At 56.2% G+C, this 14,943-nt stretch carries 12 protein-coding genes; 6 read left to right on the top strand and 6 right to left on the bottom strand.

Translation table 11 applies throughout. The features are described from left to right. Nucleotides 1-193: 193 nt before the first annotated feature. Genes AC2D8O_RS05860 through AC2D8O_RS05870 form a run of 3 tightly spaced genes read right to left on the bottom strand, consistent with a single transcriptional unit; the run spans nt 194 to nt 3,640 of the window. Nucleotides 194-1,405: a hypothetical protein gene (locus AC2D8O_RS05860; RefSeq protein ID WP_484677862.1), complete on the bottom strand. Its 1,212-nt coding sequence runs from the start codon at nt 1,403-1,405 to the stop codon at nt 194-196. Continuing rightward, complete coding sequence (locus tag AC2D8O_RS05865) at nt 1,392-2,681, bottom strand: ABC transporter permease (protein ID WP_484677863.1); 1,290 nt, start codon at nt 2,679-2,681, stop codon at nt 1,392-1,394. The genes AC2D8O_RS05860 and AC2D8O_RS05865 overlap by 14 nt, the downstream gene beginning before the upstream one ends. 35 nt (nt 2,682-2,716) lie before the next feature. After that, a complete protein-coding gene (locus AC2D8O_RS05870; RefSeq protein ID WP_484677864.1) occupies nt 2,717-3,640 on the bottom strand; it encodes an ABC transporter ATP-binding protein in 924 nt (307 codons plus the stop codon). A 214-nt stretch (nt 3,641-3,854) separates the two neighbouring features. Between AC2D8O_RS05870 and AC2D8O_RS05875 the strand changes: the two genes are divergently transcribed. Further along, nucleotides 3,855-5,072, top strand: a complete 1,218-nt coding sequence (locus AC2D8O_RS05875) for a tetratricopeptide repeat protein (RefSeq protein ID WP_484677865.1) — start codon at nt 3,855-3,857, stop codon at nt 5,070-5,072. 55 nt (nt 5,073-5,127) lie between these two features. Here AC2D8O_RS05875 and AC2D8O_RS05880 read toward each other — a convergent pair whose 3' ends face one another. Then, nucleotides 5,128-6,954 carry a tetratricopeptide repeat protein gene (locus AC2D8O_RS05880; protein WP_484677866.1) on the bottom strand — a complete coding sequence of 609 codons (1,827 nt, stop codon included), beginning with the start codon at nt 6,952-6,954 and terminating at the stop codon, nt 5,128-5,130. 587 nt (nt 6,955-7,541) lie between these two features. On the opposite strand from AC2D8O_RS05880, the gene AC2D8O_RS05885 reads away from it, so the two are divergent. Then, nucleotides 7,542-7,916, top strand: a complete 375-nt coding sequence (locus AC2D8O_RS05885) for a DUF2141 domain-containing protein (RefSeq protein ID WP_484677867.1) — start codon at nt 7,542-7,544, stop codon at nt 7,914-7,916. Between the two features lie 4 nt (nt 7,917-7,920). On the opposite strand, the gene AC2D8O_RS05890 is transcribed toward AC2D8O_RS05885, so the two are convergent. Continuing rightward, nucleotides 7,921-9,168 carry an ABC transporter permease gene (locus tag AC2D8O_RS05890; RefSeq protein WP_484677868.1) on the bottom strand — a complete coding sequence of 416 codons (1,248 nt, stop codon included), beginning with the start codon at nt 9,166-9,168 and terminating at the stop codon, nt 7,921-7,923. 89 nt (nt 9,169-9,257) lie between these two features. Between AC2D8O_RS05890 and AC2D8O_RS05895 the strand changes: the two genes are divergently transcribed. The 3 genes from AC2D8O_RS05895 to AC2D8O_RS05905 are packed head-to-tail and all read left to right on the top strand — an operon-like array spanning nt 9,258 to nt 12,035. Continuing rightward, the gene (locus AC2D8O_RS05895) at nt 9,258-10,157 is read left to right on the top strand and encodes a DUF58 domain-containing protein (protein WP_484677869.1); all 900 of its coding nucleotides are present in this window, start codon (nt 9,258-9,260) and stop codon (nt 10,155-10,157) included. Then, a complete protein-coding gene (locus AC2D8O_RS05900) occupies nt 10,147-11,064 on the top strand; it encodes a hypothetical protein (protein WP_484677870.1) in 918 nt (305 codons plus the stop codon). Before AC2D8O_RS05895 ends, AC2D8O_RS05900 begins: the two co-directional genes overlap by 11 nt. Beyond that, a complete protein-coding gene (locus AC2D8O_RS05905) occupies nt 11,061-12,035 on the top strand; it encodes a vWA domain-containing protein (RefSeq protein WP_484677871.1) in 975 nt (324 codons plus the stop codon). Before AC2D8O_RS05900 ends, AC2D8O_RS05905 begins: the two co-directional genes overlap by 4 nt. 16 nt (nt 12,036-12,051) lie before the next feature. Here the strand turns inward: AC2D8O_RS05905 and AC2D8O_RS05910 are convergent, their stop codons facing one another. After that, nucleotides 12,052-12,705 (bottom strand): C40 family peptidase, encoded by a 654-nt coding sequence (locus AC2D8O_RS05910; protein ID WP_484677872.1) that lies wholly within the window; start codon nt 12,703-12,705, stop codon nt 12,052-12,054. Between the two features lie 129 nt (nt 12,706-12,834). Between AC2D8O_RS05910 and dnaG the strand changes: the two genes are divergently transcribed. Further along, entirely contained in the window at nt 12,835-14,892 is a 2,058-nt protein-coding gene (gene dnaG / locus AC2D8O_RS05915) for a DNA primase (RefSeq protein WP_484677873.1), read from the top strand. The last annotated feature ends 51 nt before the right edge of the window (nt 14,893-14,943 follow it).

The raw sequence follows: 14,943 nt of genomic DNA on the forward strand, positions 1-14,943 counted from the left end.
GGGTTTCCTCTCTTGTGTATAAGTAGGGTGTGAATGAGCGGGTTGATTTGTTGTATCACTCAAGTGATACACGTCTAAAAACTGCATTCTCTCGCATGTTGTGCCTGTTTCCTGGTTCTGTATTACTTCGGTGATACGTATGCGATATGGCTGTAATTCACGCTACGATTTGGTCATGCTGTGATGGTGTGGATTAATCGTTGGTGAATCGGCCCTGTTTCAGGCGGATTGTCCTGCCATTCAACGACAAAGAATCGCCCGCAAGTGGCTGTCGGGGTGCGCTGAATTCCAGATCCTCTTCTACACTATGCAGACTGCCACCGGTCTCCCAGGCAATACGCAGCAGGTCAGGATTGACTGGGCTGTTGCGTAATCCGCAGAGCAGGATGTGAACCGGTTTTTTCAGGCGTGGCAACAACGCCATATCCCGCACTGGCGACTTGTTATCGGCAATCAGCACAATGCCATCGTAGTCGCGGTATTTATTTACGGCATACAGCAAGGCCTCAAGGTTGTTCTCAGGTGTGTCGCCTCCGTCACCAGCTTTCATAGCCAGTTCCAGATTCAGCATCACATCTTCCAGATCATCGGGGTCGCAGTCATAAAATCCACCAGTGCGCCCTACATACTTGGGGTCGGTGCCGCGGCCGTTTTTGCTCCGCAGCATATCGTCGCCATCGTTGAACAGCACCAAATGCCGGATGATTCTTTTTTCGAGATGCTTCTGGTGCCACGCGATGATTTCGGCTCCATAGGGATACATGCTGGCGGTCCAGTCCATTACCACCAGCAGATTCTTCCACTCGGGTTTCCGTCGGAAGACGCGGTGGCCGATTGAGTCAGGCGGGGGCTGTATTCCTCGGATGATACGCTGGGCTTCCTGTAAGTGAAACTCTATGAGACCTTCCAGGCTGCCCCCTCTGGTAATGTCAATGCGGTATTTCACCACGAATCCATGGAACATGAGCCGCGCCTCTTCATCACTGGTGCAGCCTGTCTGTGCGATCATGTTCCATCGGATGTCCGGGTTGTCGAAACGCCGGTCCAGTTTTCTAAGCGCCTGTATGCGGGCTGCCATGAGGCCCCGATAGGGGGTCAGCCACTTGTTGGTATCGGCAGGGTAGGCGCTGAATACCAGGTCTACTTCATACGGCACACGGTCTTTGCGGGTGCTGTCCCACGACGTCGGATTCAATATGACAGCCTGCGCGTAGTCGAACGCCAGCATGGCCTGGCTCTGTACCGGGCTGGGGCGCAGGCGGTCGATGGTTCGCACATAGAATTCTTTCCCCGCTATCAAACGGCGAACGGGTGTGCCGGTCGCTGGTTTCTGCGCCCACACACCCGTTACCATCAGGCTCAGCAAGAGCCCCAGTGCTACGCCAAAGGGCTTACACCTTGACAAATGCCCAGCGGAAGAACTCCTTGATGGATACTTTCTTGCCATACATCAATACGCCGACGCGATAGATGCGGCCAGCCAGCCAAGCCATACCTACAACGCCACCAGCAAGTAACACAATAGAAAGGAGAACCTGATAAAGTGGTACTTCGCCACCTGCCAATCGCACCATCATGAGTGTTGGCGAGAAGAGCGGGAACATGGACGTCCAGATGGCCAGCTGACTGTTCGGGTTGCTGATTACAACGTTGGCCAGCATCATGGCCACGATAATAGGCACGATGGCAACCGTAGCAAGCTGCTGGGCATCCTGCGGCTGATCTACCGCCGACCCTATGGCTGCATACAGCGAACCATATATGAGGAAGCCCCCCAGGAAGAATATGATGAAGTAGGCTACAAGACTGAAGTCGAAGCTGCCGATCATCTCGGCGTAGCGTGCAGCGTCAGCAGCCTTGGCGGCTTGGTCGCCGCCCATCGCAGCCAGTTTTTCAGCCCTGCTGGCCATAAAGGCGCCCAGGCCGGTGCCAATACCAGTCATCAGCACAAGCCAAAGCAGAATCTGTGTGAGGCCCACCATGCCAATGCCAATGAGTTTGCCAAGCATGAGGTAAACGGGCTTCACGCTGCTGATTACCACCTCCATAATGCGGTTGGTTTTTTCTTCCATAACAGCCTGCATCACCAGGTTGCCGTACATCAGCATCATGAAATAGGTGAGGAAAGCCATTACAAGGCCTGTGATATATGCCAGCTCAGCACTTTTGTTTTCGGCTTTGCCATCGGCAGTGATTTTGCGCGTCGTGAGCGTGATGTCGACGCTCAGTTTGTCGATTGCTTCCTGCGACAGACCAGCATCCGACAGCCGCGAGGTACGGATGGCATCACTCAGCGCCCGCCGTATCTTGGACTTCACCGTGAGATTGGGGCTGGAGGCTCCGAACACTTCCGCCTCTACGTCGGCTTGGTTCAGATCGGCTGGCAGCACCATCAGCAGTGTCTTTGGCTGTTTCAGTACAGCCTGCTTCAGGGCTTCCACCTCGCCGGTAACGGGGGTGTAGCTGAGGTTCTCGTCGCTTTTGAGGCGAGCAGTCATTTTGCCACTGGGGTCCAGCACCTGCACGGTGTAGCTCTCCCCATCGCTCATAAGGCCTGAAAGTGTGCCAACTGCCATGATGCCGACAAAAAACATTGGCACCAGAAAGGTGGTCAGCAGGAAAGATTTTTGCCGAACGCGAAACAGAAATTCGCGTTGGGCAATTAACCAGAGTTTATCCATAATAGGAGTGGAAGGTGTCAGATGGGAGGAATGGGTTACCGTGTGGCGGGCTGTTGTGCGTTGGACGCAGCCACGGCCTCGATGAAAATCTGGCGCAGATCAGGCAGGTCCAGTTCGAAGCGTACGATGTCGTACTGATCATTGGCCCAGCTGAGGAAAGCCTTGGGCGAAAGCTCGCTGCCCAGGTCTACCTTCATCCGGTGGCCATTCTTTTCCAGCAGACGGGCACCCGCAGGCAGATTGCCAGCAGACAGGTCGCTTTCGGTTTCCAGAATGTAGTGCGGCTTGCGATACTTCATGCGCACTGCTTTCACATCGTCGTCCAGAATGAGCTTGCCATTGTTCACCAGCGCAATGCGGCTGCAGAACTTCTCGACCTGCTCCATACGGTGAGTAGAAAAGATGACAGTGCTGCCCTCGGCTGCCAATTGCTGGATGGTTTCTTCCAGCAGTTGGGCATTGATGGGGTCAAGGCCCGACATCGGCTCGTCCAGAATCAGTACGGGCGGCTTGTGGGCTACCGTAGCAATGAACTGCACTTTCTGCTGCATGCCTTTCGACAGCTCATTTACTTTCTGGTTTCGGGTATGCCAGAGATCAAACTTTTGCAGCCAGTCGCGGGCAGCAGTTCGGGCATCATTGCTCGATTGGCCCTTCAGGCGCAGTAGAAACTCCAACTGCTCAAACACTTTCATTTTAGGGTAGAGCCCGCGTTCTTCTGGCATATACCCAATCAGATGCTGGTGTCGTTCCGACAACTCTTCGTTGCGGAACAGGATGGATCCCTCATCAGGCATGGTGATGTGGGTAATCATGCGGATGAGCGAGGTTTTGCCAGCGCCATTAGGCCCTAACAGCCCCAAAACGGAGCCTTCCGGTATGTCCAGACTGATGTGGTCGACGGCAAGTTTGGTATCGTACCGTTTCACCACTTCCCGGACGGATAAGATGGTTGACATGGAGGAAAGAATGGGAGTCTTGTTTAAGTAAAAAGACCTACGTGCGGCAGAAAAAGATGCACCGCTTACCGCTTATTTTTCAAATATCGGCGTCTTTTTTCGACTAGCCGACCTCATTTTGCTTCTGGCATGCGTTTTGGTCCGTAGTGTTCAGGTGCCTGCGGCGCCAGACTTTGTACATTTGCCAAACTTTCAAACCCTGTTCGTCCATACGATGCGTTCACTCCTTCTGACCCTGCTGGTAGTGGTGTTGGCTGCTGGGAGCCTTCAGGCCCAAAAGCAGAAAATCAACGCTGGCATTGCTGCCGCAAAAGTCCCCACCAAGTACACCGAGGCCATTCAGTTGCTGGAAGAAGGCCTGAAGAACACCGAAGGCATGAAGCCCAAGGAAGTAGCCAAGGCCTGGCTGGAACTTGCCAAGACCTACATGAATGGTGATGAAAGCTATCAGCCACTCAAGAACTTCCGCGATCCGGTGCTGGCTGCCCACCCAGATTATGCCCTGAAGGCCTACAAGGCAATCCTGAGTGCTCGCAAGGCCGATACGGAAGGGGCTGTGTCTGCTGACATCGCTACCATTTACAGCCAAATCGCTGTCAGCCTGTACCAGCTTGCTTACAGTGCCTACTCCAACAAGAATGGCCCACTCGCCGTTGAGGCCATCACTGGGGCCATCACCATCTTCGAAGAGCAGAAGTCGAACGAAAACCTCTTCAATGCTTCAAATCTGGCTGCCTACAGCGCGCTGATGGTACCTGATACTGCCGCATGCGTCCGTTTCCTGGAAAAGGGCGTAAATGTTTACAAAGCCATTCAGAAGCCCGAGTTTCGCGAGTCTGCTATCCAGATGTATCGTACACTCGCTGAACTTGCCATCTTCAGCACTCGCGACTTTGAACGCGCCGAAAAACTCCTCACTGAGTCACGCCAGATGTTTCCAGAAAGTCAGGAGCTGATCGAAACCGAGGTGCGTCTCTACACTCAGCCGGCCATGGCCGACAAGGCGCTGCCCAAAATCAAAGCCGCTTTTGATGCGAATCCCACCAATGAGATTGTCGCGCTGATTTATGCCAATCTCCTCGAGAAGACCGATAAGGACAAGGCACTCGAAATCTACGCCCAGGTAATCTCTCTCAACCCCAACCGGTGGGAAGCCTACATGAATACCGGTGTTATTTATTACAACAACGCCGCCAACCTCAACGACGAGGCCGCCAACATTGAGAAGAAGGACCCCAAGAAGGCAGACGAAATGCGCCGTCAGGCCATGGAACTCTTGAAAAAGTCAGAGCCTTTCTTCGCAAAGGTTTATGCCCTCGACAGTAAAAACTACGACGCTGTTTCTACACTCGTAAACATCTATACCTACCTCAATAACGAGGCGAAGATGAACGAGATGCTGGAAGCTAAGAAGCGCCTGAGCGGTAACTGATTTGCTCAGTCCTGAAAAAGCAAGAGCCCCGTTTTCACGGGGCTCTTGCTTTTTCTCAGCTGTCTGGTTCGCCTCGCAGTTTACGAATGCGCTTCCGGGCCTCTACTTTATAAAGGCTTGCAGGGTAGCGGGTGAGGAGGTCCAGATAATACTGCTGTGCCTGCTCGGGCTGCTGAAGGGTATACTGATATAGTTCAGCTTTCAGAAACAGCGCGTCGTCGGCCAGCACATCGTCTGGAAATTGGGTCAGAATGGCATCCAGCTGCTGAACACACTCGACAGTACGGCCCAGTGCCAGCAGCACATTGGCCTTTTCCCACATTGCTTCATCTGTGATGGGGTGGCGCGGAAAGAGTGCCACAAGACTGTCAAGTACAGGCAGCGAAGGTTTGTAGCTCCGTTGGTAGATCATCAGTTGTGCCTGTGCCAGCAGTTGCAGAGCAGTGGTGGCGCTGTCCAGTCCCAAATTATCCTGTATCACCAGAAACAACTTGATGGCGTCGTTCGAAATGTCGTCGCTTGTGTTGTCTTTGAGAGTCTTCAAACGCGCCTTTGCCAGTTCGAAGTCGCCTTTGAAGTAGCTGAGACGGGCGCTGCGGAATTTTGCTTTGGCACCTGTCTGGCCTTCCAGCATTTCATTCTCTACACGGGCATACAGCTCGGCAGCTTCGTTGTACTCGCCACGCAACAGATGAATATCGCCCAGCAGCAACAGGGCTTCAGCACGGTCGGTTTCGTTGGCCCGCAATTGCACCACCTCGCGCAGTTCGCGTTCGGCGTTGGGCAGCTGGCCCAGATAGAAGATACAGAGCCGGGCTTTGTTCAGCATAGCCTCCTGCAAGGTCTCGTTCCGGCCATAGGTGTCAAACAGCTTGTCGTAATTGGCCACCGCCTGCCGCACTGCGGTGGTGTCAAGTGGGCGTGCAGCAAATGCCTTAAGCTCAAAGTTGCGCGCCTGCTGGGCCAATGCTTCCAATGCATATGGGCTGTCGGGGATGCGAGTGGCAATATGGTCCAGCGCCTCGTTCGACAGCTCATATTGCCCGGCCCGTTGCAGCATCAGGGCCAGCTTGTAAAGCCGTGTACCGCCCTCGCGGCGCTGTCGGTCCAGGGCTTTTGCTTGCAGCAGCGCTTCGCCATAGTTCTCGGTCTGTAGGTAGAAAGCAAGTAACAGTTCGCGCAGGTACAGGTTGTTTGGGGCCTTCTGTGCGCTTTGTAGTAGTTGCTTTTCAATGGCAGCTGCACTACTGGGGCTCGTAAGCAGCGAGATAGAACGCTGAATGGCCGAAAAACTCTGTCGGTTTCCTTCCAGGACGGTCAGCCATTCGGCAGTGGCTTTGTCATATTGGCCCAATGCTGCGTAAACGTTTGCCAGCTCCTCACAGTAAGCTTCGGGCATATTCAGTTTGCGTCGGCCTTCTTGATACAGTGTTTCTGCCCGGGCATAGGCTTTGGCACGGACAAATCCGGCACCTGCGAGTTCAAAGTCGCCAGGCTCCAAAAGGCGGCTTTTCAGCAGACCCACGAAAGCATTGTCTGCCTCAGTTTTGCGGGTGGGGTCCTGGTCAAGTAGTACAATCTGCAACGCCGCATACTGAGGCCGATCGGGGTTTTGTTTCTGCACTTTCTGCAGAAAAACCGTTGCTTCATTGCTGCGCTTCAGTTGCACGTAGCATTCTACCATCCGCTCGATGTAAAGATCAGTCCGGGGCTCCTGCCGGTGCAGCTGCTCATACATTGCAAGGGCCTGCTCCCATTCGCGGTCTATGAAATAGGCGTTGGCCAGGCCCGCTTCCGCCGACCCGTTTTCTTCCTGCGCCTGAAGTTGATATGCCGTCCCCCCAAAAAGGAAGAAGCAGATTGCCAGAATTTTACTCATCATTCCCATTACTACCTCAAGATAACGCTTGGCACTGCTGTGCCAACATAGAACCGGATGGTAATTACATCTGATACTCAGGGTAGGAATGAATCAGAGAAAAAGCGTAGATAAACAAGTGCTGGATGCGGCAGTGGCGTGGTATTGAATGTGCGGTACGGTTTTTAACAGCGCAATTACCGCAGGTATACAGAGTGAACATACGGAGAACCCGGTACGCCTTCCCTGCATTGCAAAATACAGGCATTACTGTATTGAATTGCCTCAGTATCAGCACCACCTTTGTAAAACCGAGAACACAAACCGACAGGAAAGGAGCCCAGCCATGGAAAAGCATTTGAACAAGCACAGTTACCTGCACGGGAATCGTTCCCATCTGACCACACTCCTGGTGGCCTATGTGGTTCTCTTCTCGTTCCTGCTTATTGCCAGCCTCGTAGCCAACTGAGTGCTGGTGCTGCTGACTTGCAAAAGTCTACTACTTACCGCAAACAACACAGACAGACGAAACGCAAACGCCCCATTGGGGCGTTTGTGCTTATATGCGGTTTCTCCTTGCTTTATTGCTGTTCACTGTTCCTGCCTTGTCCGTGCTAGCACAAGGCAAGCTGACCATTACCATTACGGGCCTGCGCTCTTCGCAGGGGCAGGTGCTGGTCAAACTCTGTAACAAAGCCGACGGCTTCCCCAACGATGCGCCCCCTGTAAAGGCGCTCAAACTGGCCATTCAGAACAACTCCGCCTCCGCTGTTGTGGAAGGGCTGCCACCTGGTAACTATGCTGTGGTATTCTTCCATGACGAGAACAGCAATGGAAAGCTGGATACCAACTTCATGGGAATTCCCAAGGAGGGGTATGGTGCGTCGAACAATGCGAAGGGCACTCTGGGACCTCCCAAGTTTCATGACGCCCGCTTTCAGCTGACGGCTCAGCCGCTGGAAGTAACAATGCAGCCCAGTTACTGAGTGGCTATACTTTCATCACGCGGGTGGGGCGTATGCGCGATACGGCCCATGTAGGCAGAATCATCAGGGCTGTGCAGATGATAACCACCGCTGCATTTACCTGAAGAAACTTCATCCAGGGCCAGCTCACAGGCACCTCGCGTACAAAATACGACTCGGGGTTCAGTTGCACCAGTCCGGTAAGGTCCTGCAATGCCAGAAGGCCTAAGCCCAATGCATTGCCTGCCAGTACGCCGATGGCTGCCAGGGCCAGCGACTGCCACAGAAATACCTGCTGCACCTGCGCCACTCGTGCCCCCAGTGCCCGCAACAGCCCAATGGTACGAGCGCGCTCCGTAATTAGAATCAGGATGGCGCACGCCAGATTGACCACTGCTACGCCTGTCATCAGTACCAGAATGAACTGCACATTTTGGTATTGCAGTCCCAGCCAGTTGAATAGGTCGGCATGGCGGTCCAGCACCGAGGTGGCACGTTGAGTGCGGAGCACGGTTTTGTCTATCCGCTCGGTCAGCAATGGGAGAGAGTCCAGTTGTGCATCGGCGCTGAGATGCAGTTCGATGCCCTGTACCTGGTCGGCCTCCCAACCCAGAATGCGCTGCGGCAGCGAGAGGTCGCAGTACACCATCACGGCGTCGAACTCAGCGAAACCCGTTTCATAAATGCCTGTTACAGTGACTCTGCGTGCCCTGACCCGATTCTTGAGGAAGAAAATGGATGCTCGGTCGCCTACCTTCAGTTTCAGCAACTGCGCCAGCTTGCGCGAAATCAATACTTCTTCAGCGGCTTCTGTGGTGCCGAAGCGGGGAATGCGCCCTTCGAGTAGCGCTGCGGCAAACGGAGCAGCATTCCACAGGCTGTCTACACCCTTCAGCACGATGCCTTCCAGTCCTTCCTTAGTTTGCAGAATCGAGGCCTGCTGTAGATAGGGGCTTGCTGCCACCAGATTAGGAACCTTTCGTTGCAGGCTGGCGAGATATTTGGGATTGCGGGGCTGTGGGCGCAGCGAATCGTCGGCCTCGGGCAGATAGGATGTAATCTGTATGTCTCCGACAAATCCGATGAGTTTGCGCTGCACCGCCTGGTCGAAGCCGCCTACAACCCCCAGCGCCACTTCCATTACAGCTACGGCCAGTGCAATGCTGATAAGCGCAAGCAAAACGCCCAGGCGCGTTACCTGGCGGGGATTGTCGAACAGCAGGCGGGCAGCAACGTAGCGGGAAAAGGACACCAGAGCAGGGCGATTGGGCATGCAAAATACACAACCTGCCGCCCATTGGGACGGTAAGCTGCTGGCACTAACTTTGTACCTCTGCCGCCGACCCCCCCCGGAACTACCGAATGAAGGAAATACTGGCGCGTGTGCGCGAAATCGAAATCAAGGTACGCCGCAAGGTTGTCAGCACCTTTGCCGGTGCCTATCGCTCGGCATTTCGCGGCAGTGGGCTGGAGTTTGAGGAGGTGCGGGCCTACCAGTATGGCGACGACGTACGCTCCATCGATTGGAATGTGTCGGCCAAGAACCCTGCAGGCCAACTGTTCGTGAAGGTGTTCCGCGAAGAGCGCGAGCTCAACGTGTTCCTGCTGCTCGACGTATCGGGGTCGCAGGAGTTTGGCCCTGCCCACGAGCGGAAAATGCAGATAGCCACCGAGCTGGCAGCCGTCCTTGCGTTCTCCGCCCAGACCAACAATGACAAGTTTGGCCTTGTGGCTTTCTCCGACAGGGTAGAGCTGTACTGCCGTCCTGCCAAAGGGCGCAGACAGGTGCTCAGTCTAATCTCGCGTATTCTGCGCCTGACCCAACCGGGTGCGCACCGCCAGAGAGGCACCAACCTGCGCGCCGCGCTGGAGTTTTTTCGCCGCACGCAGAAGCGCCGCTCGGTGCTGTTTGTCCTGTCCGACTTCATAGACGATAACTACGAGAAGCAACTGGTGCTGCTTTCGCGCAAGCACGAGGTGACACTCATCCGGCTCTTCCACCCCGAAGAGCGCATCACTGCCAATCTGGGTATCGTGCCCGTGCAGGACGCAGAGACAGGTGGGGTGTCGTGGGTGTTCAGCAGCAACCCACAGTTTCGCCAGCAGCTGTCCAATGCTTTTGACCGAATCGAAGGGCGCATGCTCTTCCTCAACCGGAAGTATGGCATCGGCTACCTGCCCATCAACACTACCGAAGACCATCTGGAGGCTTTGGAGCGCTATTTCTTCAGCCGTTCTGCAGGAGGGCGCCGTGCGGGTTAAGCTGTTGCTGCTTTCTTTTCTGCTGGGGGCAAACCCACTGTTGGCGCAGCAGGTGCCACAGGCAGGGCGCTTGGAGTTCGACTCCGACACCACTGCCGTCGGCAAGCATTTCCATGCCACCGTCGTGCTGCGCTATCCGCTGGGCGCCAAACTGGTTCCGCTGGATTCGGCCAAGGTGTTTGACCCCTTCGAGCTGGTGGCCGTAGAACGCATGGGTGAAACCCGAACTGTTGGCAATGAGCAGGTAGACTCGCTTTGGGTCACGCTCCGCACCTTCCACCTCAACCGCACGCAGGGCACCGCGCTTGAGTATGCCTGGTTCGACGGCACAGACACACTGCGCCGTGTTACGCCGTCCGACTCCATCCGCCTCAACCTCCGCATCGATCCTTATTCCGAGGCCCTGCAACCCAAGCCCGATCTGGACCTCATCCACATCGAGCGGCCGTTCAACTTTCAGCTGCTGCTGGCATTTCTTTCTTTTCTGGGTTTTCTGGGGGTATTGGGCTACGTTTTCCTTCGGAAGCCAGTGTTGCTGTGGTTCCGCCGCCGTCAGCTGACAAAGAGGTACGAGAAACTTCAACTGGCACTTGCCAGCCTGCAAGCCCAGAAGACCGATGCACTGTTGTTCGTTAACGCACTGAATGTGCTGTGGAAAGACTGGCTCGACGAACGCCGGAACCTGCATCTTCGCAGCCTTACCCCGAAAGAATTACGCGAGCAGCTCAATGCCCATCCCTTCCTGGCACCCGAGCACATTCAGCTGCTGGAAGCCTGGTGCAAGGTGGAAGAGCAGCTCAACTATGCCCGTGCAGCTGTAGCACAGGAAGAGCTGGACCGCCTCTATGACCCGCTCGTACAGCTGCTGGAAAATGACTATCAACGCCGAATGGACGCCCTGCGATGATCACTGACTTTGCCGCGCCGTTCTGGCTGCTTTTCCTCTGGGCCATCCCGCTGTTTCTGGTGTGGTACTTCGGTATCTACAAACACCGCCGCCTGCGCATTCAGCTCAGTTATGATCCAAACCGCCTCGTCAAGCGCCGCTTTACCTGGGCCTGGATCCGCTTTCTGCCGCTGACGCTTTTCGTCACGGCTGCGGTGCTCATGATCATTGCACTGGCGCGGCCCCAGAAAGCCAATGATGTTTCGCTGAAGCAGTCTTCCGGAATCGATATTCTGCTGGCGCTGGATGTGTCAGAGTCTATGCAGACGCCCGACTTCGACCCTTCGCGGCTGGAAGTGGCCAAGGAAACCGCCATTCAGTTCATCAACGGCCGCAAGGACGACCGCATCGGGCTGGTGCTCTTCGCAGAGGATGCTTTCTCCTACTCGCCCCTCACCCTGGACTATGACCTCCTCAAAACGCTCATCCGCCAGATGAACCCTACGGTAATTCCGCGACAGGGTACAGCCATGGGCGACGCAGTGGCCATTGGCATCAATCGTCTGAAAGCGGTATCGGGCAAGAGCCGGGTGCTCATTGTACTCACCGACGGTGTCAGCAATAACGACCGGGTAGACCCGGTGTCGGCAGCGCGTTTGGCCGCTGAGTACGGAATCAAGATCTACACCATTGGTGTGGGCAAGCCGTCTTACATCGACGGCAAGGGGAAGCTGGTGAAGACCGATCTGGACGAGGAAAGCCTGAAACAGATGGCCGAGGTGACGGGTGGGGGTTTTTACCGAGCCACCGACGAGCGCAGCCTCTCGGTCATCTTTGCCCGCATCAGCACCATGGAACGCACCGCCGTCAACGAGCGCGTCATTCGTGAGGTAGTGGATCTCTATCCGCTGTATCTACAGTGGGCAGTTATCTGCATGGCACTGGCCATTCTGCTCACGTATCTGGGCATACAGAACGGTCTGGAGGAATAAGCAGGCACCCGGGCCCTCAGTCAATGATTCGACGGGCGTGCAGGTAGCGTTTGGCCCAATACTCCTGCGCCAGATCATCTATGCGTACGCCTTTGCTGGTACTGGAGTGAATGAACTTCACCACGCCCTTCTCGTGGCTTATGACCAGGCCACTGTGACTCACGCGACCGGGGCGGCCCGTCGCAAAGAAAATGAGGTCGCCGGGGCGCAGGTCGGCTTTCTTTACCAGTTTGCCTCGCTGGGCTTGATCGCCACTGGTGCGGGGCAGGGTAACACCTGCTTCCTCAAAGCTCTTCATCATCAGGCCAGAGCAGTCGATGCCGCTGCGGCTGGTGCCGCCAAAACGGTAAGGAGTGCCCATGTAGCTGCGGGCCGCTTTCAGCACCTGTTCTACTTTGGGTGCTGGGCGGGCAGAGGCACGATCGCCTGCAGGGGGGCGGGTGGTAGAAGGGGTGGAGGTGGGGGCTTTGGCGCCGGGCTTCTGCTGCCCATAACTGGGGCCGCCATAGCGTTCAATGAGCGATGGACGGGGCAGGTTCTTGCCTTTCTTGCTGCGTGTGGGCGTGGTCACGCGGCGCCCGTCGGCCGTTTTTTGGCTGTGCTTGCTGCTGCCGCAGCCTGCAACCGCTACGGCCAGAATCATCGCTGCTGTGTAAGAAACCCACTTCATCAGTGGCAAAGTGCACAATTGCCTGTACATCAAATGTCTAACGCCTGAATTCGCTTTCTACATCCCAGTGTCGGACGCCGGGGTAGCCTGTCAGTAAGCAACTGCGTACCTTTAAGGTCTGGTTGCTCCATGCGTATACCTCGCCACATAGTCGATAAAATCTACGCCTCCGCCGACATTGTGGAGGTAGTGGGCGACTACGTGCCGCTGAAGAAGCGCGGCCAGAACTTCTGGGGCCTCTCGCCCTTCAAGGCCGAGCGAACTCCCAGTTTCTCCGTCTCGCCGGTCAAACAGATCTACAAGGACTTCGCCTCTGGTAAAGGTGGCAACGTCATCTCCTTCCTCATGGAGCTGGAGGGCTACACCTATGTGGAAGCCCTGCAACACCTGGCCCGGAAGTACAACATAGAACTGGAGATGGAGGATGGGCCCTCTGCCGAGCAGACCGACCGCCGCGCCAGTCTGCTGGCCCTCAACAAGTGGGCAGCGCAATGGTTTGCCGACCAGCTGAACACCGAAGAGGGGCAGATGGCGGGTCTGTCGTATTTCCGCGAACGTGGCTTTCCGCCCAAGACGCTGGAAGAGTTTCAGCTGGGCTACAGCCCAGAAGCCTGGACCGCCCTCACCGAGGCGGCCATGAAGCACCAGTTTACAATTGAAACGCTGCTTGAAACCGGCCTGACGCTGGAGAACGAAGACCGGACCCGCCGTTACGACCGTTTCCGCGGGCGCGTCATCTTCCCGCTGCACGACGTAACGGGTAGGGTAGTGGGCTTCGCTGGCCGCATCCTCCGTTCCGATGCCAAAGCTGCCAAGTACGTCAACAGCCCCGAGAGCATTGTCTACAACAAGTCAGCCCTGCTGTATGGCCTCTATTTCGGGCGACAGGCCATCCGCGAGGCGGGCGAATGTCTGCTGGTAGAGGGCTACACCGATGTCATATCCCTGCATCAGGCGGGTGTGCGCAACGCCGTGGCCAGCAGCGGCACCAGTCTTACCGAGCAGCAGGTACAGCTCATCAGCCGCTATGCCAAGAATGTACTGATTGTCTATGATGGCGACACTGCCGGTGTCAACGCGGCCAGCCGTGCCGTTGACCTCCTGCTGGCTGGAGGACTCACGCCCAAGGTGCTGTGGCTGCCCGACAACCACGACCCCGACAGCTATGTGCGGCAGTTCGGGCCCTCGCAGTTCCAGGCCTATGCCAAGGAGCAGGGCATGGACTTCGTGGCCTTCCGCATCCGGGTGTTCAATGGCGGTGCCGCCGGCTTGCCCTCTGATCCCGCACGGCACACTGCACTGGTGAGTGCTGTTGCCGAAACCATCGCCCGCATTCCCGACGAACTGGCCCGAAGCCTGTATTGCCGTCACGCCGCCAGCCAGTTGGCTGTAGATGAGCAGATACTCATTTCCACGGTCAACAAGGCCGCACGAGAGCAGTACAAAGCGCAACGGCCACCCCGCGAGCGGAACCCCAACACGGCGCAGCAACCCAGCGACGGCCAGCCGACCTTCAACCCCGATTTGCCGCCCCTGCCCTTCGACGAAGACATGCAGGGCGTGGTCATCATCGGCGAGGACATGCCGCCCCTACACGGCGACCCTGTTTCAGGTAATGGGAATGCCGCTGTGCGTGAGCCTGAGGTTGCAGGTATCGTAGATACCTATCACCAGGAACGCGAGCTGGTGCGGCTGATGCTCAACCACCCTGAGGGCATCGTCTCCCCGCCGGATGGTGCTGGCCCCGTACACCTGTACGACTACCTGATGACCGAGATTGGCGACGTACCCTTTGCACACCCGCCCTTCGAGACGCTCCGCCGCCGCCTCGAAGCCCTGCGGGAAGCCCAGGAGGTCATCAAGCCCGCTCACCTGCTGCACGAACTTCCAGAGATCGAAGCACAGCTGGTGGCCGAGCTTCTGAGCTTTCCCTATGAGCTGTCGGAAAACTGGCTTGCCCGCGAAATCGTGGTGCCCCCCATGGACGCCAACCTGTGGGAGGCTGCCGAAGGTGCCGTCCTGCACTTCATGCACAAGAAAATGCGCGACCTCATACGCCAGAACCAGCAGGAGCTTGCCTCCGCCACCGATGAGGCCGACCTCTTCCGCATCATTTCGCGGAAAAAGCGCCTCGACAAAACCCGTGTAGAGCTTGCCGCCAAGCTGGGTATTGTTATTACACTCTAGTGTAGCCCCAGCCGCTATCTTTGCGCAGCGCCGCCCAACCCCGGCGCCTTT

The organism is Pontibacter sp. T17 (assembly GCF_057219875.1).

Coding starts and splice junctions, on each gene's coding strand:
- AC2D8O_RS05875 (WP_484677865.1), top strand. CDS start 3,855: ATGCGTTCACTCCTTCTGACCCTGCTGGTAGTGGTGTTGGCTGCTGGG.
- AC2D8O_RS05865 (WP_484677863.1), bottom strand. CDS start 2,681: ATGGATAAACTCTGGTTAATTGCCCAACGCGAATTTCTGTTTCGCGTT.
- AC2D8O_RS05905 (WP_484677871.1), top strand. CDS start 11,061: ATGATCACTGACTTTGCCGCGCCGTTCTGGCTGCTTTTCCTCTGGGCC.
- AC2D8O_RS05890 (WP_484677868.1), bottom strand. CDS start 9,168: ATGCCCAATCGCCCTGCTCTGGTGTCCTTTTCCCGCTACGTTGCTGCC.
- AC2D8O_RS05880 (WP_484677866.1), bottom strand. CDS start 6,954: ATGATGAGTAAAATTCTGGCAATCTGCTTCTTCCTTTTTGGGGGGACG.
- dnaG (WP_484677873.1), top strand. CDS start 12,835: ATGCGTATACCTCGCCACATAGTCGATAAAATCTACGCCTCCGCCGAC.
- AC2D8O_RS05910 (WP_484677872.1), bottom strand. CDS start 12,705: ATGAAGTGGGTTTCTTACACAGCAGCGATGATTCTGGCCGTAGCGGTT.
- AC2D8O_RS05895 (WP_484677869.1), top strand. CDS start 9,258: ATGAAGGAAATACTGGCGCGTGTGCGCGAAATCGAAATCAAGGTACGC.
- AC2D8O_RS05870 (WP_484677864.1), bottom strand. CDS start 3,640: ATGTCAACCATCTTATCCGTCCGGGAAGTGGTGAAACGGTACGATACC.